This window comes from Alkaliflexus imshenetskii DSM 15055, from assembly GCF_000517065.1.
Taxonomy (GTDB): Bacteria; Bacteroidota; Bacteroidia; order Bacteroidales; family Marinilabiliaceae; genus Alkaliflexus; species Alkaliflexus imshenetskii.
The window spans coordinates 3,153,820-3,177,746 of sequence record NZ_KI912105.1 but is presented as its reverse complement, the minus strand read 5'-3'; the positions used below and the strand labels follow the sequence as shown (position 1 = coordinate 3,177,746).

The 23,927-nt window shown below is 43.2% G+C and carries 19 protein-coding genes; 11 read left to right on the top strand and 8 right to left on the bottom strand.

Features of this window, described 5'->3' with window-relative positions:
* The first annotated feature begins 262 nt into the window (after positions 1-262).
* Entirely contained in the window at positions 263-1,795 is a 1,533-nt protein-coding gene (locus ALKIM_RS0113405; RefSeq protein ID WP_026475089.1) for a bifunctional GNAT family N-acetyltransferase/carbon-nitrogen hydrolase family protein, read from the top strand.
* 4 nt (positions 1,796-1,799) lie between these two features.
* On the opposite strand, the gene ALKIM_RS0113400 is transcribed toward ALKIM_RS0113405, so the two are convergent.
* From ALKIM_RS0113400 to ALKIM_RS18595, 5 genes are all read right to left on the bottom strand, one after another.
* Complete coding sequence (locus ALKIM_RS0113400; protein WP_026475088.1) at positions 1,800-3,245, bottom strand: TrkH family potassium uptake protein; 1,446 nt, start codon at positions 3,243-3,245, stop codon at positions 1,800-1,802.
* A 131-nt stretch (positions 3,246-3,376) separates the two neighbouring features.
* On the bottom strand, positions 3,377-4,750 hold the full coding sequence (locus tag ALKIM_RS0113395) for a methyltransferase RsmF C-terminal domain-like protein (RefSeq protein ID WP_044117952.1): 1,374 nt from the start codon (positions 4,748-4,750) through the stop codon (positions 3,377-3,379).
* Positions 4,751-4,923: 173 nt separating this feature from the next.
* Complete coding sequence (locus tag ALKIM_RS0113390) at positions 4,924-5,973, bottom strand: nucleoid-associated protein (protein WP_026475086.1); 1,050 nt, start codon at positions 5,971-5,973, stop codon at positions 4,924-4,926.
* Positions 5,974-6,582: 609 nt separating this feature from the next.
* Entirely contained in the window at positions 6,583-6,909 is a 327-nt protein-coding gene (locus tag ALKIM_RS0113385) for a hypothetical protein (protein WP_026475085.1), read from the bottom strand.
* Between the two features lie 148 nt (positions 6,910-7,057).
* Positions 7,058-8,767 carry an alpha-amylase family protein gene (locus ALKIM_RS18595; protein WP_044117951.1) on the bottom strand — a complete coding sequence of 570 codons (1,710 nt, stop codon included), beginning with the start codon at positions 8,765-8,767 and terminating at the stop codon, positions 7,058-7,060.
* Positions 8,768-9,016: 249 nt separating this feature from the next.
* Here ALKIM_RS18595 and ALKIM_RS0113375 point away from each other — a divergent pair, with 249 nt between their 5' ends.
* A complete protein-coding gene (locus ALKIM_RS0113375; protein ID WP_044117950.1) occupies positions 9,017-11,983 on the top strand; it encodes a TolB family protein in 2,967 nt (988 codons plus the stop codon).
* A gap of 1 nt (position 11,984) precedes the next feature.
* On the opposite strand, the gene ALKIM_RS0113370 is transcribed toward ALKIM_RS0113375, so the two are convergent.
* Positions 11,985-13,247 (bottom strand): metallophosphoesterase, encoded by a 1,263-nt coding sequence (locus ALKIM_RS0113370; RefSeq protein WP_026475083.1) that lies wholly within the window; start codon positions 13,245-13,247, stop codon positions 11,985-11,987.
* Positions 13,248-13,963: 716 nt separating this feature from the next.
* On the opposite strand from ALKIM_RS0113370, the gene ALKIM_RS0113360 reads away from it, so the two are divergent.
* The 3 genes from ALKIM_RS0113360 to ALKIM_RS0113350 all read left to right on the top strand — a co-directional run bounded on the left by ALKIM_RS0113360 (position 13,964) and on the right by ALKIM_RS0113350 (position 17,086).
* On the top strand, positions 13,964-14,665 hold the full coding sequence (locus ALKIM_RS0113360; protein ID WP_044117949.1) for a LytR/AlgR family response regulator transcription factor: 702 nt from the start codon (positions 13,964-13,966) through the stop codon (positions 14,663-14,665).
* A 329-nt stretch (positions 14,666-14,994) separates the two neighbouring features.
* The gene (locus ALKIM_RS19390; protein ID WP_052345566.1) at positions 14,995-16,341 is read left to right on the top strand and encodes a hypothetical protein; all 1,347 of its coding nucleotides are present in this window, start codon (positions 14,995-14,997) and stop codon (positions 16,339-16,341) included.
* A 184-nt stretch (positions 16,342-16,525) separates the two neighbouring features.
* Entirely contained in the window at positions 16,526-17,086 is a 561-nt protein-coding gene (locus ALKIM_RS0113350) for a hypothetical protein (protein WP_026475081.1), read from the top strand.
* A gap of 16 nt (positions 17,087-17,102) precedes the next feature.
* Here the strand turns inward: ALKIM_RS0113350 and ALKIM_RS19935 are convergent, their stop codons facing one another.
* Complete coding sequence (locus tag ALKIM_RS19935) at positions 17,103-17,246, bottom strand: hypothetical protein (RefSeq protein ID WP_157363911.1); 144 nt, start codon at positions 17,244-17,246, stop codon at positions 17,103-17,105.
* A 106-nt stretch (positions 17,247-17,352) separates the two neighbouring features.
* Between ALKIM_RS19935 and ALKIM_RS0113335 the strand changes: the two genes are divergently transcribed.
* From ALKIM_RS0113335 to ALKIM_RS0113310, 6 genes are all read left to right on the top strand, one after another.
* Complete coding sequence (locus tag ALKIM_RS0113335) at positions 17,353-17,781, top strand: CsgE family curli-type amyloid fiber assembly protein (protein WP_026475080.1); 429 nt, start codon at positions 17,353-17,355, stop codon at positions 17,779-17,781.
* A gap of 35 nt (positions 17,782-17,816) precedes the next feature.
* On the top strand, positions 17,817-18,266 hold the full coding sequence (locus ALKIM_RS0113330; RefSeq protein WP_052345565.1) for a curli assembly protein CsgF: 450 nt from the start codon (positions 17,817-17,819) through the stop codon (positions 18,264-18,266).
* A 32-nt stretch (positions 18,267-18,298) separates the two neighbouring features.
* A complete protein-coding gene (locus ALKIM_RS0113325) occupies positions 18,299-19,720 on the top strand; it encodes a CsgG/HfaB family protein (protein ID WP_052345564.1) in 1,422 nt (473 codons plus the stop codon).
* A 38-nt stretch (positions 19,721-19,758) separates the two neighbouring features.
* On the top strand, positions 19,759-21,237 hold the full coding sequence (locus tag ALKIM_RS0113320) for a carboxypeptidase-like regulatory domain-containing protein (protein WP_162148821.1): 1,479 nt from the start codon (positions 19,759-19,761) through the stop codon (positions 21,235-21,237).
* Positions 21,238-21,476: 239 nt separating this feature from the next.
* The gene (locus ALKIM_RS0113315; protein WP_052345563.1) at positions 21,477-22,541 is read left to right on the top strand and encodes a sensor histidine kinase; all 1,065 of its coding nucleotides are present in this window, start codon (positions 21,477-21,479) and stop codon (positions 22,539-22,541) included.
* A 14-nt stretch (positions 22,542-22,555) separates the two neighbouring features.
* Positions 22,556-23,332, top strand: a complete 777-nt coding sequence (locus ALKIM_RS0113310) for a LytR/AlgR family response regulator transcription factor (RefSeq protein ID WP_044117947.1) — start codon at positions 22,556-22,558, stop codon at positions 23,330-23,332.
* Positions 23,333-23,347: 15 nt separating this feature from the next.
* Here the strand turns inward: ALKIM_RS0113310 and ALKIM_RS0113305 are convergent, their stop codons facing one another.
* Complete coding sequence (locus ALKIM_RS0113305; RefSeq protein WP_026475074.1) at positions 23,348-23,821, bottom strand: NADH-quinone oxidoreductase subunit NuoE family protein; 474 nt, start codon at positions 23,819-23,821, stop codon at positions 23,348-23,350.
* Positions 23,822-23,927 lie beyond the last annotated feature (106 nt).

Genomic DNA, 23,927 nt, shown 5'->3' with positions numbered 1-23,927 from the left:
TCCCAAATCGAAGAGAGATAATACAATTCGAAAACAGAATGTGCATGCAACCACCGGCAAAATCTGCAAAAATAATATTGAAGAAATTTGCCCTTCAAACGAAAATCTCCCAAAAACATACCAGATATCCATCCGGAAAAATCGTTTAAATAATCACGTGACTCACCGATAATAGAAAGCTGGAGCCCCAAATTATAATTGCTAAAAAGCTTTATTTTATTTACTTTAGAGAAGGTAACGGAATAATAGAAAAAACAATTTTATGGCAGAAATAAAGAATGTAGAGCTACGTAACCTGAACATTGAAGATTATCAGCAACTCAAGACATCAATGACAGAGGCATATAGCAACTGGCCCGGTTCATATTGGAGGGAACATCACATACAGACGCTTCTCAACATATTTCCCGAAGGACAACTTGCTGTGGTAGTTGACGGAAAAGTAGCTGGCTGCGCGCTTTCACTTATCGTGAAATATGAATTGTTTAGCGATGAACACACTTACGAGGAGATAACCGGCAACTATACTTTCAGCACCCACAACCCCAAAGGCGATGTGCTTTATGGCATTGATGTATTTATCACACCTGAATACCGAGGATTGCGACTGGCTCGCAGGATGTACGATGCCCGCAAGGAATTGTGTGAACAGCTTAATCTGAAAGCGATAATCTTTGGCGGAAGAATCCCCAACTACTACAAATATTCAAATGAGCTTTCGCCTAAGGATTTTATCCAAAAGGTTAAGTTTAAAGAGCTTTATGACCCCACCCTGACATTCCAGCTATCAAACGACTTTCACGTTAAGAAGGTACTCAAAGGCTATCTTCCCGGCGACAAAGAATCCAAAGAATATGCAGTGCTTCTACAATGGGATAACATTTATTACACAAAAAAGACAAAGTCGCTAAGCCAACAAAAATCAATTGTAAGGCTGGGACTGGTACAATGGCAGATGCGTCATTATGCCACGCCTGAGGATATGTATGAGCAGATAGAGTATTTTGTGGATGCCGTATCGGGTTATAAAAGTGACTTCATTCTGTTTCCCGAGTTCTTCAACGCGCCACTGATGGCTAAATACAACCACCTTTCGGAACCCGAAGCCATTCGCAAACTGGCCGAATATACCGAGGACATACGCGATAGATTTACGCAGCTGGCCATCAGCTACAACGTAAACATCATCACCGGAAGTATGCCTTTAATGAAAGGGGACACACTTTATAATATAGGATATCTGTGTCGCAGAAATGGCACCGTTGACAGTTACGAAAAAATTCATGTAACACCCGATGAAGTGAAGTTTTGGGGACTAACAGGCAGCAATCAGGTTAAAGTGTTTGAAACCGACTGCGGCAAGATAGGTGTACTCATCTGCTATGATGTAGAGTTTCCGGAACTGGCACGCATTTTAGCCGACCAGGGAATGAAAATTCTTTTTGTGCCATTCCTGACCGATACTCAAACCGGCTACAGTCGGGTGAGATATTGTGCCAGGGCACGTGCCATCGAAAACGAGTGTTTTGTTGCCATTGCCGGATCGGTTGGAAACCTGCCAAAAGTGCACAACATGGACATACAGTATGCCCAATCAGCTGTGTTTACGCCATGCGACTTTCCATTCCCTACCAATGGTGTTAAAACTGAAGCTACACCAAATACCGAAATGATTCTTGTTTCTGACGTGGATTTGGATCTGCTGTCGGAACTACATACCTATGGCAGCGTGCGAAACCTTAAAGACCGACGCAAAGATGTATTTGACCTGCGCTTGAAGGACTCGGAAAAATAAAAAACTACCGATCCCAAAAAAGGCTGGTGAACAGAATCAATACCGTAGTAAGTTCCAAACGGCCAATAATCATTAAAAAGGAGAGTACAACTTTTCCGGCATCGTGGATGTGGGCGTAGCTGCTGGCCGGCCCAACAGAGCCTATACCAGGCCCCACACCACCCATGTTGGCCGCTACAGAGCCTACTGCTGTTAAAATATCCTCACCCAAAAATACCATCACAATGGAGCCAAGGGTGAATGTAAAAATATAGAGAACAAGAAATGAGATGAGGCTCACAACCTTGTCATCATCAATAACTTCATTGTTAATTTTAAGGAGGCTCACACTGTTTGGGTGAAGCATACGGCGGAAATTCAGAAACACATTTTTAAAAGAAACCACGTGGCGTATAACTTTTACCCCGCCACCGGTACTGCCCACGCATGCACCCACAAACATCAGCAAAAAAATCATTGTCCATGCCGGAACAGGCCACATCAAATAGTCATAAGTAGCAAATCCGGTGGTGGTAATGATGGAGACAACCTGAAAAAATGCATCGCGAAGGGCTTTCTCAATGGTCAATCCACCCTCCCTGTAAATGATGATTGCAATGCCAACAGCCACCAAAACAATGATGCTGGAATAGGTACGGAGCTCAACATTTTCAAATACCCGCCTGAAACGCCCCTTCACAAAATGGTAATGGAGATAAAAATTGGCTCCTGCCAAAAACATAAAGAGGATAATTGTGTACTGCGAAAATGTCGAGAACCCTGAAATACTATCATTTTTGGTAGAAAACCCTCCGGTTGACATGGTACTGAACGCATGGTTCATGGCATCATAAAAGCTCATGTCGCCTAACATTAACAGCCCCATTAAAATAAAGGTTAGCACCACATAAATTCCCCAAAGTCTTTTGGCCGTACTTGCCGTTTTTGGTGTTAGTTTTTCATAAGAGATTCCTGATGCTTCATTTTTAAACAGGTTATATCCACCAATGCGCAACAATGGCAGAATGGCCACTACCAGAACGATGATGCCCATACCACCAATCCAATGGGTGAGGCTTCGCCAAAACAGCACGCTCTTTGGCAATGATTCAATATCAACCAGGATGGACGATCCCGTGGTGGTAAATCCCGACACCGTCTCGAAAAGTGCATCGAAAACATTGGGAATGGCACCTGTAAACAGATATGGCAAAGCACCAAAAAGTGAGATTATGACCCAAGTGAATGTAACGGTAAAGTAACTATCCTTTAAACTTAGCTCTTTTTTGAGGTTTCGGAGCGTAAAAAGATACATAACTCCTCCTGTAGCCATCGTAATTACAGATGAGAGCAGCAGCTCATCTACCACATGCTCGTGATAAAAAAGCGCCCAAATGATGCTGGAGAGCATAAACAGACCAAGTAGTGTGAGTACCCGGCCAAAAATATTCAGTATAAACCGGAAGTTCATTTCCGAACGGAATTAAAATAAAACGATTAAGAAGGATGAACCTAATATAAACCCTTCATTGTGAATCCCAATTTTAAGATTCTCACTTTAAAAGAGGCGCAAATGTATAAAATTTATATACACCAAACACACTATTCGGGTAGAGCCATACGAATACGCCATTCGGATGGATAAAGATTGTTCATACGGGTCCCGATATTCTTGACAAAACCAAGAGGTAAATTTTTGTAAGCAACTATTACATACCCCCTTTCAACCATCTGACCAGACAATGACTCTCCCTTTAAATATCGCAATGCCTCTTGCTTTTGTAACTCAGCAAAAATAAAAGCATCTCTGTTTAATGCTGTAGAGAGCGCCAACTCATGCGCCGGAATCAGCATGTTTTTCATGGGCTGCCCCAACAGCACACCATAATTAAGGACGCCAAGAGCAGACTTTAGCATCTGCAATTCAGATTTAAAATGCATGGGAAACGCGCGCCAACCAGCCCGCTCTTCATAATAGCACCATTCCCGGCTATTTTGAAGCCATCCTGACACATCAACCGGTAATTTACCAGCATTACCTTTTCGTTTGTCGCGGCTCCGCTCTTTGCGACCAGTATTGGCATCTGTCGCAGTTTTTTGAAGTACTGCGATGAAAAATCCCTCACCTTTAACCCTGTTGGGATAAAATGCCAGACCATTCCCATTCCCGATGGCGATTGAAGTAAGACCCCATGCTTCGGGAGCAATAACGCTTTGTACTTCGGCGCCAAACTCGTTGGAAAACCATGACACATTCTCCTCATTTTCTGCAGGATTAAACGTACACGTACTGTAAATGAGATAACCACCCTGTTGCAAGGCTGGCCACGCTTCGGTCAGTATCCGCCGTTGACGCTGCGCACACATGGCTGCATTGCCTTCACTCCACTCCTCCACAGCTCTGACGTCCTTCCGAAACATCCCCTCGCCGGAACAAGGCGCATCCACAACCATCAAATCAAAAAAAGAATCTAAAACAGCAAAGTCTGATGGCTCGTTACGTGTAACAATACAATTTGGTGCTCCCCATTTTATCATGTTTTCCGAAAGAATAACCGCCCGGTTACGAATCACCTCATTGGCCACCAACAATCCGTTGCCACTTAGCCAGGAGGCCAACAAAGTACTCTTACCTCCAGGGGCACCACACAAATCAAGCACCTTCGGATTCTCGGGCAGTTTGCAAACATCACGCACCACCCAATCGATGATCATGCTGCTGGCTTCCTGAGGATAGTAACATCCCGCGTGAAACAGCGGATCCAATGTAAACACAGGCTTTTCAGACAAATAGACACCTGCATTGCACCACGGTACATTGTGCGTTTCACTTAAATCAACCGGAGCATGTTTCATTGTATTTTTTCGCACCGATATGGCAGGGTCGGCCGATAAAGCGTTAAGAAACTCAGTAGCATCAGTGCCCAGTTGCGACGTGATGCGTTCAATGAAAGCAGTATGTTGTTTAAATTCCATTTTGGTGATAACGCAGATTAAGAGAAATCTGCCGGATAATATTCATTTAAAACTAAAAAATAAGGCTACACAAAACAATACATATTCAATGCAACATCCCATTTCGGTATAAGCATCGACAAATAAGGCAGAGTGTACATGGCGATACTCACTGTAAAAACAACCACCTCAAACTACATCTCCTGCTCATAAAACAGCTTGTAGTAATTCATTCCCTTTTGGGAGTCGAAGCCCTTCTCTATAAATTCGCGACGGCCATGCACATATACATGAAAGTTTTTATCCAATTTCAGAATCGACTTAAAGTACTTTTTTTCAGATTTAACAGCACTTTTGGAGATATCAAAGCTGTCGTTCATCGGGATACCCCTCTCCTCTTCAAACTGATGTCGGTAATCGGTAAATGCTTCCGATACTTCGGGAAACCGAACCACCTCACGTTCAAAATCTTCCTGCTTAAAAGTCCCTTTTTTATCAAAAAAATCGAGCGAACGATTCAAGAAATCAAACTGCTCAGGCTTATCCACCTGATTTTGTTTGTTATAAACATCCTGCACGAACCCTTTGCAAAGATTGAGATAGTTTTGTGTGAAATAGTAACTGTCTTCACGTGGCTGGAGTGCCAGGAAATCTTCTTTCCAGAAACGGGCCTCATTACCCTTATTGATGTTGTCAACCATCACCACTTTATATCCAATTTCGCGCTCGGTATTGAAAATGATGCAGCCCTTATCGAGTTTCCGGATATTTATCCCATCATGTGACCCCAGCTCAAAATTTTGGTCTTTGAGATAAACTTTCAGGAAGGTCTCTTTATTTTCCGATTTAAACAGCCCCAACGCATCCACTACTTCGCCATCGACCACGCAATTTCGGAACAGCGCCAGATAAAACTCACCTCCCCGAATCTTGGGATGGTTACTCTGCTCATGCAGAAAGCCGGCCATCTGTAACGAGGCATTATAAAAGTTTGATGCATCATTGAATACCTCCTCGGCCAGGCGGTAAATCAACCCTGCAGCACCCTCTTCAGCTCCAATGAAATTATAGTAAGCTTCCGATTTAAAGGCGCTGAAGAAGTAAGTCTTGAGCAGGTTTCCAACCAAATCTTCATCCTGAAGGCGCAACTTGTCCTTTGAGTATCGTACTTCCTGCCCTTCGGCACGGGAACCGATGTGGTGAACCACCACACTTTCAATAACCACCTGTGAGCTATCAATCATAATCCAAAAAATTTCAAGTATTTAGGGACCAACTTAATGTGCATAAAATAGTAACCAGCAAACTTACCACAAAAAATCCATCTTAAAAAGCAGGTTCGTGGCATTACATTATGATTAGGGATCATTGTTGTCCGACAAAAAAACAAACCTTCTTTTAAGTGCTCTAGCCGCACGGGCTTTTACTTTTTTTCTACAGCAAAAAAAGCAAACAAAAAATGCCGCCGCTACAAGTAATTTCCTAAAAATCAATTCTATTGTCAGAAATTCGGAAACTCGCTACGCTCAAACAGTCCGAATTTCTGACGACAATAAAATTGATTTTCTTAACGGAAATTCCTTGAGGCGAAAAAATAGCCCCATTGAAGCTTAAAACTCTCTGAAGCTTCATGAATAAAGACTTCATTGTTTAGTATTAAATTTTAACCGGACACCAATGATTAGGGATAGAAAAAACAGCCATAAGTTCCAGAATTACAATCTGGAAAAAACTCAATAAAACAGATGAACTAAGTAAAAAGTGCATAAAAAAACAGGACAACCCAACAATTAAATGTTGGTGTATCCTGCTTTAATTCTTTACAATAGAGCAGCTTTAAAAGCCGGCTCAGATTATGCCGCTTTGCAGTTCCTCACATACCAGCTCACCGGATGGTCATGGCCTTTAATCAACTCTTCGATAATTTTCTTGTCGTCCCATTTATTCTCGAAACTGCAACACTGGTCGAGCGCGCGCGACAGGAGCATCCATTCGTCAACCATTTTCATGGTGAGTTTTCCTTCAAACTCCTTAAGCAGCTCTAAAAACTTTGGTCGGATAAGATGAACCTTTGGCTCTTCTCTGCTCAGCGTCTCGCGTGTGGTAAAGAGGTGGTCATCAACTCTGATAAATTCGTCCTCGTCAAGTGTGATGTTGAAAGTGAAATTTACTTTTCCCATGGCGCTTTTTCTTTAAGGTTTCAGGATTAGCTCTATGGAATATACAAACAAAATGTACCAATGTAAAGTAAAATTCATCTGTTACATAACCACTTTTTGGTTTATGACGAGGAATCTGAAAAGCAGTTGTAAGCACTTCATGCTGAAATCACTGTGCCAACTGACCGGTCAGCTCATAAATTGCTGCCGAAAAAGGTTCAATTTTGCCTCCAAACCCGCCATTCAAGGCTACTTCACCGGGAAACTGAATACCTTTATTCATCTGCAATAAATCCTTTCCATAATAAAATCTGGCCGAATCCATTCCGGAAAGATTCATGGCATCCGAGGGGATGCGCAACTTATAGGATTGCATTTGAGAGCTGAAATTGGCCAGCACCAAATAAACGTGACCCATATCGTATCTCAAAAAAGCAAAAATTGCATCACTGTTGAAGGCAGCATTCTCTTTGTTAGCCCACATCAAGTCGTAAAAACGGCCTTTGAAAAACGCCGGATACTCCTGAATTAGATTGAGCAAATTACAGTAAAAGCCTCTGAGGTGCTTTGCCCCTTCGGGGAGCGCTTCACCGGACCAGCTGCCATCGCCTTTCCATTGATGCATGAGCTCCAGACTCCAGTAATCAAAAATCGTTGTTCGGCCATCACACCCGCTAAATCCTTCGGCCTCCATACCGCGCTCACCAAGCTCCTGACCAAAATAGATTAACAAAGGATTGTTGAACATGGTGGCAGCTACAACCATTCCTGGAATCGCCTTTTCAGCCGAAGCAGCAAAAAAATCAGATGCCAGCCGCTGTTCATCGTGATTCTCCATAAAGTAGAGCAAAAAATGGTGTAAGCCATCTGTTTTTTGCCAACATGATGATATGGATGATGCAGATGCCTTACCTTCGACAACGGCTCGTATACCGTCATAGAGCACCACTTTGTCATACAAATAGTCAAACCCGCCCTTAAAAATAAAATCGTTGTATTCGTCGGCATTGTAAACTTCAGCAATAAAGAGCAGTTCGGGATAGGTACGGCGTACCTCTCCAATCATCCATCGCCAGAATTCGATTGGCACCATACCGGCCATATCACAACGAAAACCATCAACTCCCTTTGCTGCCCAAAAAAGCACAATGTCGCGCATTTTCAGCCAGGTATCCGGTTCTGGATCAAATGAAGCTTGGGTATTACCCAAATAGTCTATACCATAATTGAGTTTAACTGTTTCATACCAATCCGTGATAGCAGGAGCGGGTGAGAAGCAATCGTTGCCGGTTGCGCGGGCAGGTATCTCATGCCAATTGTTGTCTGAAAGGTTTTTCACAGGAGCAACAAACTCTGTATCCGGCAGATAATAGAAATTATTGTCTTTATGAAATGAGCGCGAAGGGTCGTCGTTGGCACCAAAAGCAACTGCTCCATCAGGAGCCGAATCAGACTTATAATTCCGGGCAAGATGATTGGGAACCAAATCGATGATGGCCTTGAGACCATTCGCGTGTGTTCGGGCAACAAGCTCTTCAAACTCCTGCATACGGGCATCCACATTCACTGCCAAATCCGGATCCACATCGTAATAGTCTTTAATGGCATACGGCGATCCGGCCAATCCTTTAACCACATCGTGAGAGTCATTTGGTATGCCAAAACTACTGTAGTCAGTACAAGTGGCGTGTTCGATGATGCCGGTGAACCACACATGCGTGGCGCCGAGTTCTTTAATTGATTGCAGCGCCCCATCATTGATATCGGCCAGTTTACCACAACCATTCTCATCAATAGTACCGTTAACTTTTCTATTTTGATTGCTGTTACCAAACAGTCGTGGTAACAACTGATAGATCACCATTCTATGCTTATCCATTCTCAAAACACCCCTTGATTAAACCACAATAATACGGCGAATTGACGGGAAAGTTAGAAAAAGAGTCGGTCTATTTTATCTCTGAAAAGTACATTTCACTTTTTACGGCTTCTATTTTGAGATACCGGGCGATGCGAATGCTCTATTTGACACGGAACTAAAGCCAGGCAGGTGTAAATTTTGACACTTTAAATACGGCAGGCCAATCAATAATCAATATCTTCGTAAATAAATCAGTCAGTAAACCTTATGAGATTAATCAAGCTTCTTCTGCTTCTCTTTGTATCAACCCATTTATCAGCACAATACTACATTTCGGGTTCAGACCCTGCACGGATAAAATGGCTGCAGATTAAAACGCCTGTTGCTCGAATTGTATTTGAAGAGAGCTTCAAAACAGAAGCGCTGCGTCTGGCGGCATTTATGGACAGTATGGCACCCCGCATTTCAGGTACCATGAGCCATTCGCCACGAAGGGTTGACTTACTCATTCATAACCAAACGGCCTATTCAAACGGCTTTGTCACCTGGGCACCACGCAGAACCGAGTTTTATGCCATGCCGCATCAAAACATCCTCTCAACCGACTGGCTTGAACATTTGGCCATTCACGAATACCGTCATGTGGTACAAATAGACAAATTAAACCAGGGGTTCACGAAGATACTATCCTATCCATTTGGACAACAAGCTGTAGGCGGCGTACTTGGCTTACATCTGCCCATGTGGTTTCTGGAAGGAGATGCCGTAGCTACCGAGACCACTCTTACACAGAGCGGACGAGGGCGTTCGTTTGAGTTTAACCGTGAACTGAAAGCGCAGCTGGTTGAAAAAGATAAATATACGTTTGACAAGGCCTACCTTGGCAGCTACAAAGACTATACGCCCGACTATTATAAGATGGGCTATTTATTAACCGGCCTGGCGCGCCGGGAATTTGGCAGTGAATTATGGGAAAGAGCAGTAACTCACACAGGACGCAAAAGCTGGCAATTGCGACCATTTTCCCGTGCAATAAAAAAGGAAACCGGATTAAACCAGAAAAACCTCTACAACAAGCTCTTTGATGAGTTGAAACACGACTGGAGACAAGAAACGCATAACCAAACAGTTGGTAACTTTTATCCCATTGCGGTACCGGAAGATGATTATTTACGCTATTTGCACCCAACGGCCATTAACGACTCCACACTCATTGCCGAACTTAGAGGTCCCGGTATCCGGGCTCAGATTGTTTCCATTCACATTCCTTCCGGAAAGACCAATACACTGACATATACAGGCATACGCGAAACCGAGCCGGTGACGGCCAATTCGAACCTTGTGGCATGGGCCGAACTTCAGTTTCATCCCCGATGGGAAAATGCCTCCTGGTCGGTAATTCGTACCCACAACTTAAAAACGGGAAAAACAACCACCCTCACAAGCCAGTCATACCTTTTTGCGCCCACCATACATCCGTCCAACAACATCATTGCAGCCGTTGAAGGAACCACCGGTTATCAGTTTTACATTACTTTACTGGATGCCCTCACAGGCGAAACCATCAAACAAATAGCTCCACCCAATCAACAGTATATACTCACGCCCTCCTGGAATCAGACTGGCGAAAATCTGGTTTGCGTTCTTCAGTCGGAACATGGAAAAGCAATCTATACCCTAAACCCCATGGATGATGAGTGGATACAAATCACAGACTATGAAACGAATGAGTACAGACACCCCGTGCAATCAGGCAACAACATCTGGTACACCGCCAAAGGCAGGTTTAGTGATGAGATTTTTCACATTGACCTCACGAACAATGAGAAACAGCAGATAACCTACTCCAAATTTGGCGCTTCACACCCAACTGTAACTCCGGATGCACAGTCGCTCATTTATGTAAACTATTCAAGCAGTGGAACCAGACCGGTTTTGCACCTCAATACAGAAACTCAACCCGAAAAAAACAAAGCGGTCTCAGTTGTTGATAAACTGGCAACGGAAATATCGCATCAAGACACCATTGCAATTGCGTCTGAAATACCGCAAGTTGATTACAAAGTGAAAAAATACAGCAAATGGAACCTCATCAACCTGCACAGCTGGGCACCCGTTTTCGCTGATTTTGATGCCGGAAATGTGCACTCAGGCTTCACTTTGATGTCTCAGAACCTCTTGGGAACGATGGTTGTTACAGCAGGATACAATACAGACCCGTCGGCACGTCAGGAAAAATACAGAGCAGATGTGAGCTATCGGGGATTTTTCACAATTATTGATTTCTCGGTGCGTAAGGGAGATTCACAATTTTCAAGAAATGGCATTTACATAGGTCAGGCAGACACGTTTCGATTGAACACCAACCAACGCATTGACCATCTGCATATAAAAACAGGACTGCGAGTGCCAATAAATATTAGCAGGGGGGCATTTGCCAGAACAGTAAGTCCATCAATGAAAATCACATACCAAAACAGATCCGAAATAAGTTACCCTAAGGAGCTATATACGGTTGTAAACCAAACGTTGGTACCAACCGGTGTAACTGTCATAGAGACCATACAGGCGCTCAATTTCTATGGGATGGAATACAGCCTCTATCTGCATAACCTGCGGCGTGGAACATCAAGAGATGTAGGCACGCGGATGGGCCAGGCTGTAAATGCCACATACAGGCATTCAACCGGGGGTAACTACAAAAACGGGAGTATCATTGGACTAAGCACAAGAGCCTATTTTCCGGGTATCATGCGATACCACTCGCTTTCACTGGGCAACGATTATCAGAAAAAAAATCCGGGAAACAGATTTAGCGCTGGTAGCGATGAATATTACAGAGATTACAGATATGGTGATTTGGTAAGCTATCCGCGTGGTTACACATCCATGTATAATGACGATATGTATGTTTTTAGATCGACTTATTCACTGCCATTGTGGAATCCCGATTTTTCGATTGGTGCACTTGCCTACCTAAAAAGAGTAAGGCTATCTCTTTATTACGATGCAGCCGTTACAAACTACACTCTGACACGAACCGACAACAATGTAAAGGAAAACTATAGAATCACGCCAGCATCATACGGAACAGAAGTTCATGCCGACACGCACTTTTTAAGATTTGTACTTCCCTTCTCAGTAGGTTACCGAATTGGGGTGCGCACCTTGGACAAAACCGTGTTTCATGAATTTATTCTGCGCAACTCGTTCAGCGGATTTCTGGTGAATTAGACTATATTGATTCTGCACCCACTGGTCCACGGCTAAGCTCAAACACTGTGATTTCCGGTGGCATACCCACGCGTGCAGGCAAACCATGATAACCCAGACCACGATTTACATAAAGAAACTTATTGCCTTCGCGATACAAACCAGCCCAACGCTTTTGAACGTATTGAGCCGGACTCCAGCGAAAGCTACCCCGCTCAATGCCAAACTGCATGCCATGCGTATGTCCGGCCAAGGTAACATCAAATATATTTTGTGGCAGCACTTGCTGATCCCAATGGTCAGGGTCGTGCGTCATAAGTAGCTTAAACGGCTGTTCATCAATGCCATTTGCCGCCTTGTCAACATCTCCATTTTGAGGGTATGATGCCGTGCCCCAGTTTTCAACACCAGCCAGCCCAATGGATTGCCCATTGCGAGACACCACAACCGACTCATTCCGAAGAAGCTGAAAACCCAGCTTGGCATAACCATTCACAATTCCGTCGAAGTTGGCCAATTTGTCTGCCTTTGACGACCAACGGCTGTAATTGCCATAATCGTGGTTGCCAAGAATTGAGAACTTGCCCATTGGTGCTTTTAATCTGGCAAAAATTGGCTCCCATCCATTCAGTTCTCCGGCAAAGTTATTCACCAGGTCACCAGTAAAGAGAATCATATCCGGATGTTCCCGATTGATGATATCAAAAGCATCGATAATGGGCTGACGATTACCGCCAAAACTCCCAATGTGCAAATCAGAAATCTGTACAATGCGCAATCCGTCGAAACCCTCTGGCAGATTTGGAAATGAGAGTTTGACGTGACGTGTGTAGAAAGCATGCCTGCCCCGAAAGGCACCAAATAGCAAAGAGACAAATGGCGCTGTGGCCATAATAATGCCCACCTGACTTAAAAACTTACGCCGCGACAAACGGGGATAATGCCGAACTTTCTCCTTCTGCTTCACTGGAATTTTTGATAGTACAAGACCCAAACCGTGGAAATTGGAAAAAACCAGTTTTGACGTATAAACGAGAAGAAAGGAATACAACAGCCAGCCAAAGTTTCGATAGATAAGGGAAGATGTTGCATCGAGAATAACATTGCCAACATAAAGGAATCCACCAATAAAAAATGCGGGCATTATAGCAAAGAATAAAAGTGCGAGAAGTTTTCCGGTAATGCTCTCTGCCCAACCACTCTTCTTCCATCTCCAAAATAAAAACAAATCGATGATTACCACCATTGCAATCATCAGGAAAACAAAACCATACTGATACTTCATCTCACTTCTCCTGCAAATTAATAACTATATCAGGACCTCTCCTTACATATTTTGTACCGAAGCTGCTACGCAACCTGAAAATGTTCCAACTGTTGACCGCAATCCGGCCTTCGTACTTCAGATAAATCTGACATAATTTTGGTTGCAAAGTTACAACAACTTTCATTTATACAATGAAATAACAGTTAAGGTTACGTTAACGAGAGGTATCAAAAACTAAAAAACAACAACCATTTTTCACATGAATGGCGATACAAAACAGACCCAGCAAGCGGCAATAAAACCAGCTGGAACCGCAACCATCATTCCCCTCTAACCTCGTTACGAAGTGAAATTGCGTGGTAATGGCTCTATCATAAAAAAGGTAATGCAGCAAAAAAAATATCTATATCCCAAAGTCACCAAAAAGCTGCAATTCATCAAAAAAAGCTTCTCAATTCATATATTATATCAACCTGCATCATCCCTTGAAATAACCCAAAAACACAGCATACAAACAACTGTATTACAATAAATTCACACATAAAACCATTCTGCCAGAAACTTGACTTTATCCGACATTTTTTGTTTCTTGTTATTAGAAATGTGACAAACTTCCTGCTTCAAAGCGAAACATCTACCCTACTTTGGCCAGCCTGCCTTCCAACAGGATGTTAAAAGATACTAAAACAGACGATTGATAAAAGCATTTGGTATAATTCAAAAACTGCAATAAAATGATACTGAATTGCACGGCAATTGATGATGACATCCTCTCTCTGGCAATTTTAAAGAAACATTGCAGCAAAGTGCCATGTATAGAACTGAATGCCGCATTTACCAGCCCAACTGAAGGAATCACCCATCTGAAAAGCAACAAGCCCGACATTGTATTTCTGGATATCAACATGCCTGGGATGTCTGGAATCAGCATTGCCAGAGAACTTGACGAACACATCGTTATCATCTTCACCACCGCACATAAAGATTTTGCATTTGAGGGTTTTCAACTAAATGCCGCGGACTATCTGCTCAAACCAATCGATTTCGACAGGTTTTATCAAGCCGTATGCAAAGCCAGAGACCGTGTTGAACTGGAAAAAATAAAGCATGACCATTACCATGACGAAGATGGCTACATCATCATAAAAGCCGACTATAAGAAGATAAAGATCAATCTATCGCACATTCTCTATATCGAAGCATTGGATAATTATGTGAAGATTCATACCCAGAAGAAAACCTATGTGACGCTTCAAAATCTGAAGTCGATAGGAGAACAGCTCGATGAAAAAAACTTCATGCGGGTGCACAAATCCTACATTGTTTCGCTACCTGTGATTGATTATTTTTCCAGAGAACATATCCACATCAATGGTTTAACCATTCCGGTAGGACGGGCTTATGCCAAAAACTTCATCAGCAGGCTTCAGGACTAACTCTGCAATTCACACCCAGATTTCTGCCGTTAACAAATTTCCTCAGATTTTCGCTTCGTTATAATCTACCTTTTATCTCAGTGGAATTACCCCGGCATACCTCTGAGATGAAAGGCTTTCTGTTTGGCCATCTCTAAGTTAAATTTTTACCAACCTCGGTTTGTATGAAAACCATGCAACAAATGGCTGTTCTAAAAACAGTCAAAATAGACGATACAAGCTGAAACCTGCTCCACAGCCTATGTTGATTGGTTGATTGAATCACTATAGGATTCAGCTTAAAACAGGTCACACCGTATTATAATATCAACAAATTAAACATCGAGAATATGAAAAAGATTTTCACACTGATGACATTGCTCTTTTGTTTGATGGTGTTTGCTTCGGCTCAGAACAATGCCACTGTAAACCAAACAGGCAATGACAACCATGCAAATCAGGAACAACATGGTGACTTAAATAATGCCCACATCAATCAAAGTGCGGATAACAACCATGCCGCTCAGCTGCAAAACGGTTATCACAACGAGGTGGCGATTGCTCAGACAGGCAACAATAACTTAGCCGAACAAGAGCAAGATGGTCGATACAATGATGCATCAATAGCTCAAACTGGTAGTAACAACAGTGCATTTCAGAGTCAGGAAAGACGGCGCAACGAAGCGCTGATAGAACAAACAGGCAGTCACAATGATGCTGAACAGTGGCAATACGGCCTGAGAAACAGTGCATCGGCAACTCAAACAGGCGAACTAAACGATGCATTTCTGAATCAGGATGGGGAAGACAATGTGGCTGCAATAACTCAAACCGGTGATTCTAACGATGCCAACCAAAGGCAGGATGGTGATAACAATATGGCTTCGACAGTTCAAACCGGTTACAGAAACCATTCTTATCAGTGGCAGGATGGCAATGATAACATGTCATCAACTACTCAATCCGGCAATAGAAATACATCATTACAAGACCAGGATGGAAACAACAACCATGCAACTGTGACCCAAATTGGAGAGTACAATTTGGCATCGCAAGACCAAAACGGAAACAACAATCAAGCTGTAGTTGAACAAGACGGTTACCGAAACCATGGCGATCAGGATCAGGTTGGCACCTCAAACGAAGCACACATCCATCAGGTTGGCAGCAGAAACAGTGCCGACCAGATGCAGTGGGGAAGTTACAATGAGGCCTCTGCCACTCAAAGCGGATACCGAAATGAAACAGACGCCATTCAGGTTGGAAGCTACAATTATGCCCGCCAGGAACAGGCAGGAGAACGCAATGAGGCCGAAATTATTCAGGATGGCAACAGAAACCGCGGAGTGCAATTGCAAACCGGCGACAACAATGAAGCCACAATAGAGCAGGATGGTTATCGTAACAGAGCCCGACAAGTGCAGAATGGTGACGATAACTTGGCAAGAATTGAACAAGAAGGAACGCACAACATAGCACGCCAGAGACAAAACGGAGATGACAACGAAGCCTCTATTTTACAGGATGGCCTGAGAAACTATGCCCGCCAACGACAAAATGGCAACAACAACCAAATTGAGACACTGCAAATTGGCAACGACAACATCTCAACCCACTTGCAAAATGGAAACGGAAACCATCAAAATGTAAACCAAATAGGTGATAACAACGTGGCCCATGTGGTTCAAACCCCATGATGTAATGGCTCTGCAAAAAACATAAGAAATCAATCTGAACCTCTAAAATGCGCTTCGAAGGCGAATGTGCTGATGTGTTGGATTCAATGTGCAATGGGGCTTCCGAATCAACATAAAATTTACATTCGCCTTTGAGGATGCAAAAAGAAGCTGTCGAACGTCAACGTTAAATCATCAAACGAATATGCTAACCAGGTGTATATTTTTAGAGATATTAATCCTGTCTCTGCTGACGACTTTACTGCCAGCTCAAAAAAACATCAATAACAATAAAATTGATGATGGCAACGAGCCTGTGATTGTTTTGGAGCAATCACCCATTATCTCCAGCGACCAGGGAAACAGTATTAACAACCTCATCCTCAATAATGCTAAAAGCTTAAACCTTCAACAGATTCAAACAACCGCCGAAAACCAGTCGGTAATTGCACAGGTAGGGTTTTCAAATCAAGCCAATATTACTCAGCGTGGCCACCAAAACCTGATTGAATTAAGGCAAATTGGCGATTTCAATCAATATGACGGAAGCCTCCGAGGCAATGAAAATCTTATCCGTATTCTTCAGATGGGCAATAACAACCTGTTGCTGCAACAACTCATGTTTTCGGGTAAGGAACGAGAAGTGATTCAGGAAGGCAACAACCATCAGTTATTTCACATCGAACACAATATTTTTACTCCGAATAACATCCGCATTCATCAGCAAGGGCAAAATGGCATGAGGGTGATTATTGAGATGGAATAGAAACGTATATCTCCCTTCAGCGCAGCGTAGTTGTGGTCTCAGCCATCGATACAATCACCATTTCACGGCATAAAAATCGACTCTTCTGCTGGCATCCGTTGTTTACGGATGCTTTTTTGTCGTTGGCCACTTTCACCTTTGATATCAGAGAATAAATCATGAAATTTCTATATGGAGGACGACACAACAACACAAGGAATGGCTGATGCCAACTATCAGTTACAACCAACATCTCCCATAAACACATACAAACCCATCAATAGTCTATGAAACGCACGATGCTTGCCATCATGATTTTGCTTACGGCTTATTCATTCAGTGCAATCAGCCAGAACAAACCTGATAAAGACACCATTTCCGACGGCGTTGAGTTCATTGAGTTTGTATTTGACCAAACCATCACCAAAATAGGAAGCGATTTTTTTAAGCTGTTCTATAGCGAATGGGAGAATCCATCTGGCATAAGAGGGCTCTCTGTATATGTTGGAGAAAAGCCGATGCCGGGTATTGGCACTCAAATATGGGTTAAAGTAGAAAATGAGTTCACCTTCATTGGCTTTGTAAGACCAAATCTGGAACTGCTCCAACAAAGTGTGAACAGAGCCTTGCAACAAACAGAATCATACTTTCTAAACTATGAACTGATACAAAGCGACCTCGAAAGTGAAGATTTCAGTGGTACAGGCCTTTTTTAGCTACCAACCAATTTCGAACTAAAAACATTCTGGTTATGAATACACGAGATAAAATAACAGGTTCATCCAAATCCGGCCTCCTTAAAAGAATGGCACTAATTATATGGCTCTTGGTGGTTCACAGTTTCTGCATGTTGGCTCAGGATTTTGTCTATCAGCCTATAAACCCTGCATTTGGCGGTAATTATTTCAACTATCAATGGTTATTGGCCTCTGCGCAAGTGCAAAACAGCTATGAAAACAAAAAATCTGACACAGCACAAAGAGATCCTTTGCTGGAGTTTAAGGATAACCTGAATCGTAATATTCTGGGGCAACTATCCCGCAACCTGATGCGCAACTACTTTGGGGAAGGTATGACTCAGGGTCAGTACAATGTGGGCAGCTATGAAATTGAGATTGCACCGGGCCCTGATGGATTAAACATTGTAATTTTAGACACCACTACTGGCGACAAAACCACAGTTACCGTGCCATACTATTAACCGTAAGTCGCTGAATCCAAACCCGCAACGCCATGTTTGCACCATTCCATATAAAAAACAGCTTGTTTACCGGATTCAATCTGCTAATGCTGCTGTTTATCTCGGGCTGTGCCAGCACATTCAGGCATCCATTTAGTCCGGCACCGGCACGTTTTGGCGAGTTTTCATCGGTACACAAAAAAGAGATAAGCCAATTGCCGCAGCCTCGCGAAAAAGTTTACGCAGCAGTATATAGCTTCCGCGACCAAACAGGACAATACAAACTCACCGAAAATGCTGCCAGCTGGTCAACGGTGGTAACTCAGGGCGCCACCTCGGTGCTTATACAGGCGTTGGAAGAGTCAAACTGGTTCATTGCCATTGAACGCGAAGGATTGTCCAATCTGCTCAACGAGCGGCGCATCATAAGGCAAACCCAGGAACAGTTTCAGGGTAGCGGCACTTTATCGCCATTGCTATATGCCGGCATCATCATAGAGGGAGGTATAATAGCTTATGAAACCAACATTCGTACTGGCGGAGCAGGCGCCCGCTATTTTGGTACCGGCGCCTCGGGCCAATACCGCGAAGACCAGGTCACCATCTACCTTAGAGCAGTTTCGACCAGTACCGGCCGCATCTTAAAGACCGTTCATGCCTCAAAAACCATACTGTCGCAAAAAATGGACATGGGCATGTTTCGCTTTGTTTCCCTTCAAAAGTTGTTGGAAGCCGAGACCGGATATACATTTAATGAGCCTGCTTTTCTGGCTGTGCAGGAAGCAATAGACAAGGCTGTTTTTGCCCTTATTGTGGAAGGCATTGCAGACGAACTATGGAGTTTGAAAACACCTGGCGACATAACCCTCCCAGTAATTCGCGACTATTTTGACAACCGCGATAACCAGTATGACACTGATTATCTTGGAAATATTCAAGTACAACGCACCAAATGCATGAGCGTGGGATTGGATGCATCGGGCATACTTTACGATGGAGATGTAAAATCAGAAAAACTGAATCCTGGTGCTGTTCTAACTCTTGGATTCATGAAACGGAAACAACTGAGTCTTGATTGGGAACTCGGGATATCAAATTTCAACAATGAGTTAAAAGCCAAAATGGCATTTTCAGGTTTAAACCTTCAGTACACGGTATTTAATCACTTCGCCAACAGCCCCTGGCTCACATTGGGATACGGTGTAAGTTACCACACATCCGCCGATTGGTTTTCGACCAAAGCAGAATGGAATGCCAACACATTCCAATATATACAGGCAGGTGCCGGTTACCGTTGGCAATTGTTAGAAGATAAACTGGGCATCAGCATTTCTGCAAAGGGAAGGTTCTATATGAATGATGAATTTGATGGATTGGTGCAAGGCAAACTAAACGACAGACTCTGGTATTTCAATCTGGGAATTGATTACCGGTTCAATTTATCGAAATACAGACAGAGAGCCATTAAAATATAGCGGTTAATTACATGCATGGGAACAAACGCACAAAAATTATGAAGCCTCAAATCACCATACTTGTCTGTCTGGCAGCATTGATGCTGAACAGCTGCGAAGACAAACTGGAGACCAACCTCACGGGTTCGCTCTCGGGAGTTGCACTGTTTAAAGATAGTTACCATCCGGTTGAAGGTGTTCGTATCACTACGCATCCATACAGCTCGGCTGTTGTCACAACCGATGACGGGCGCTTCAGCATCGATAAAATTGCGGTGGGTGAGTATAACCTTATCACAAGTAAAACAGGCTATAAATCGCAGAGTATCACGTTGAGTGTTAAACACAACCAAGCCACTGAAGTGGAAATTATTCTCGAAAAAAGCATCTCTTCGGAAAACATACCAACGTTTACGGCCAATTTTTACCCACCTGACAAACAAACAGTTAACGACATCAATATTACTTTCAGATGGCAGGTTACAAATACCAACGACTCCATAAACTATGGCTTTCGACTCTTTGAAGCGGGCTCACCAAATAATCCGATGGCGCTTACAAACTTAAAAGACACCTTTCTGACGGTTAATGCACTAAAATTCGCCACATGGTATTACTGGCAAATTGAGGCTACAAACAAATCGGGACAAGTATATTCAGAGGTTCAACAGTTTAAGACGCTTACATTTCCATCCAATCAAATAATGTACACAAACCTGGCCGAAGAAACGGCCCACATCTATGTGGCTGATACACTAAAATTGCTCTCGGTAAAACTCATCTCCTTTTCACACCATGTCTGGAACGCAAAACCAAATCACAACCGCACTTCCATAGCCTTTGAATCGGCCAAAGAGCTATCTCCTCAACTGTATGTCATGAAAACCGATGGCACATCGGTCACAAGAATTACCACATCCACCATTGGCAGTTACTTTCATCAAAACATAGAATATGACTGGGCTCCAAATGGTTCCCACCTGGTATTTACGTCATACGACAAGCTCTACAGAATAAACCCCGACGGCACAGGTTTAACAACTATTGCCACGGCTCCCGAAGGAAAACATTTCAGAGAGGTTATCTACAATAAAACAGGCAACAAACTGTATGTTCTTGTTGTTGGTAATCAAGCAAAAGACAGAAAAATATATAGCATGAATACGAATGGAACAGGTATGGAATTGATTTACGAAAACCCATCCTATGCCATTTCAGGTCTGTCACTGCATCCAAACAACAATCTCCTGCTTATTTCACTGGATATAAGCGGCTTCTCATCTGACATGGGGCGCATGCTGGATGCCAGAATCCATCAGCTAAACCTCACAACCAAAGAGATCACCAATATCTCCATCGGAAAATCAACGGGAACAAATGATTTGTATGCGAAATACTCGCCCAATGGCGGAAAAGTCATTTTCGTGAATGTGTCCAATTCCGCAGGCTCTGAACCCTCAATATGGATGATGAATACCAATGGAACCAATCGCACACGTCTGTTTCAAAACGCATCATTTCCATTCTGGTATGAATGAGTAGTTTAGCTTACTCTCACTGTTTATGTTTATGCTTATGAACATCTGCTTAAAATCGCATTGATACTATCTAAACAACCGGATTAACTGATAAATGAGTCATTGTCCGGATAATGGTGAACGTTTCAACCCTCAATAAACGCATCTCAGCTATTAATCCTGTCACATTACGATTTTGATTGCTATTTTTGCCTAAATTACAGGTGTGTAGAATTGGAAGCAGGATAATGACGAATAAGATGCAAGATAATCAATCCTCACCGGAAGATTTTTTGAGGATTCATGAAGGTTTGATGAACAACAGCGTATTGGCCACGCTCCGACGTATGATTTATGTATCGGCGTTGGCCATTGTGTCAATGCTGTTTCTTGGCGAGATACTCGATGTGAGTGACATATACCACAAGCCGGTATCCATCATACTCGCAGTTATCGGAATCAATCTGTTGAGCGAAGGAAACTTTATAATCAACCGCATCCTCGATTTCAAAATGCCATGGTTCAGTATGCTTACCAAGCGCATCTACACACAACTCGCCCTAAGCTTTGGGTGGCTGCTTTTTATCACGCTGCTCTTTTCTGCTCTGGCACCACGTACGCTATCAAAAGAGGCCATAATGACGTTCATCTTCGGAACCATTTTCATCCTGGTGTTCAACAGTGTGCTGTTTATGCGAAGCTTTGCCTACAACTGGCGTCTGTCTATTATTGAAAACGAAAAACTGAAGCAGGCAAAACTACATGCCGACTATATGGCTTTGCAAAATCAGCTCAATCCACATTTCCTGTTTAATAGCTTTAGCGTGTTGATATCTGAAATACAATACAATCCGACAGGCGCAGTTGAGTTTGCCCAAAAGATGTCAGACGTGTACCGATATGTATTACAGCAGCGAAAAACCACCACCGTACCGCTAAAAAACGAGTTGGAATTTCTGGAAGATTTCAGATATCTGCACAAAATAAGGATGGGTGATGCGCTTAACCTTTCGGTTGATATCGACACTGGTCACCTGAACAAACAGTTGCCGCCAATGACCCTTCAGGTGCTTATCGAAAATGCCATTAAACACAACAGGGCGACTGAAAAACAACCCTTGAATATATCCATCACCAGTAAGAGTGACGGCACCTTATCTGTAAAGAACAATTTAAACCCCAAAGCCACCACCTACTCTACCGGCACAGGCCTCGAAAACATCGTTCAACGGTACCAGCTGCTAACCAACGAAGTTGTATCCATCAGCAACGATGATGAAACTTTTGAAGTGATACTTCCACTACTCGAGATAGAAAACCTTTAGAAGCAAACCCCGCCATGCACAAGAAAATTTCAGTACTCATTGCAGAAGATGAAATCCCCACCCAGCGTTTACTCAGAGGGATGATTGAAAACCTGCGTCCCGAATGGGAAATTGTTGCCTGCACCTCGGGCGTGGAGGAGACCACCGAGTGGCTTAACAACCATGAACATCCAAGCTTGATGTTTCTGGACATCCAATTGTCGGACGGATTAAGTTTTGAGATTTTTGACCACACAGAGGTAAACTCCATCGTGATATTTACCACCGCCTACGATGAGTATGCCATACAAGCATTCAAGGTCAACACCATTGATTATCTGCTTAAACCCGTCAGACCCGAAAACCTTGAGAAAGCCATTCTCAAGTTTGAGAAACTCAATGACTCGCTACATGCCACAGATGCTGCTGATATTAGAATGCTGGCTGCATCACTAATAGATGGAAAAACAACCTATCGATCGCGCCTGCTGGTACCCATGGTGGATGGTTATGCCAAGCTAAACATTACCGATGTGGCATGGTTTCACAGCTCGCAAAAAGTAACCACTGCCGTTACCCACGATGGAACAAACCATGTGGTTGACCTAACACTCGAAAAGCTGGAAGAGGAACTCAATCCGGAAACCTTTTTTCGTGCCAACCGACAATACATTGTCAACATTGAAGTGATTAACCGGATAGAAAACTGGTTTAACGGCAAGCTAATAGTAAAAACCAAACCCGAAACCCCCGATAAAGTCATTGTTAGCCGCGAACGCGCCCGACATTTCAAGGAGTGGATTAACCGATAATCACTTTAAACCGACTCAATACTCACCGAGTATTTTCTTTACATCCTCAGCCGACACACGCCCATAAACACGCTCGCCGATGGTAACCACAGGCGCTAAACCGCAGGCACCTACGCAGCGCAGGCAGCTGAGCGAGAACTTTCCGTCGGGCGTGGTTTCTCCCACCTTCACTTTCAGCAACCGCTTGAATTCATCAAGCACCTTCTCGGCACCCCGCACGTAACAGGCAGTGCCCATGCAAATTGAAATGGGATGCTTTCCTTTGGGCAACATGCTGAAAAAAGAGTAGAAAGTAACCACACCATATACATGCGCCAGGGATACGTTAAGCTCTTCGGCAACCACCTCCTGCACCTCGGCAGGCAGATAACCAAACAGTTGCTGCGCACCATGAAGTACATTTATAAGTTCTCCCTTTTCGTTGTTAAACTGCCTGCAAATTGCTCTGAGCTCTTCAATCTTGCTCTCTGATAACTTTACACTTGCCATATTATTATCTCTTAATTGCATTTTTAAATAGATGGATAGATAATGAGATATGAGATACTGGATTTACCAACCTCCTCTTCTGGTTTATACATCTCAATATACATGT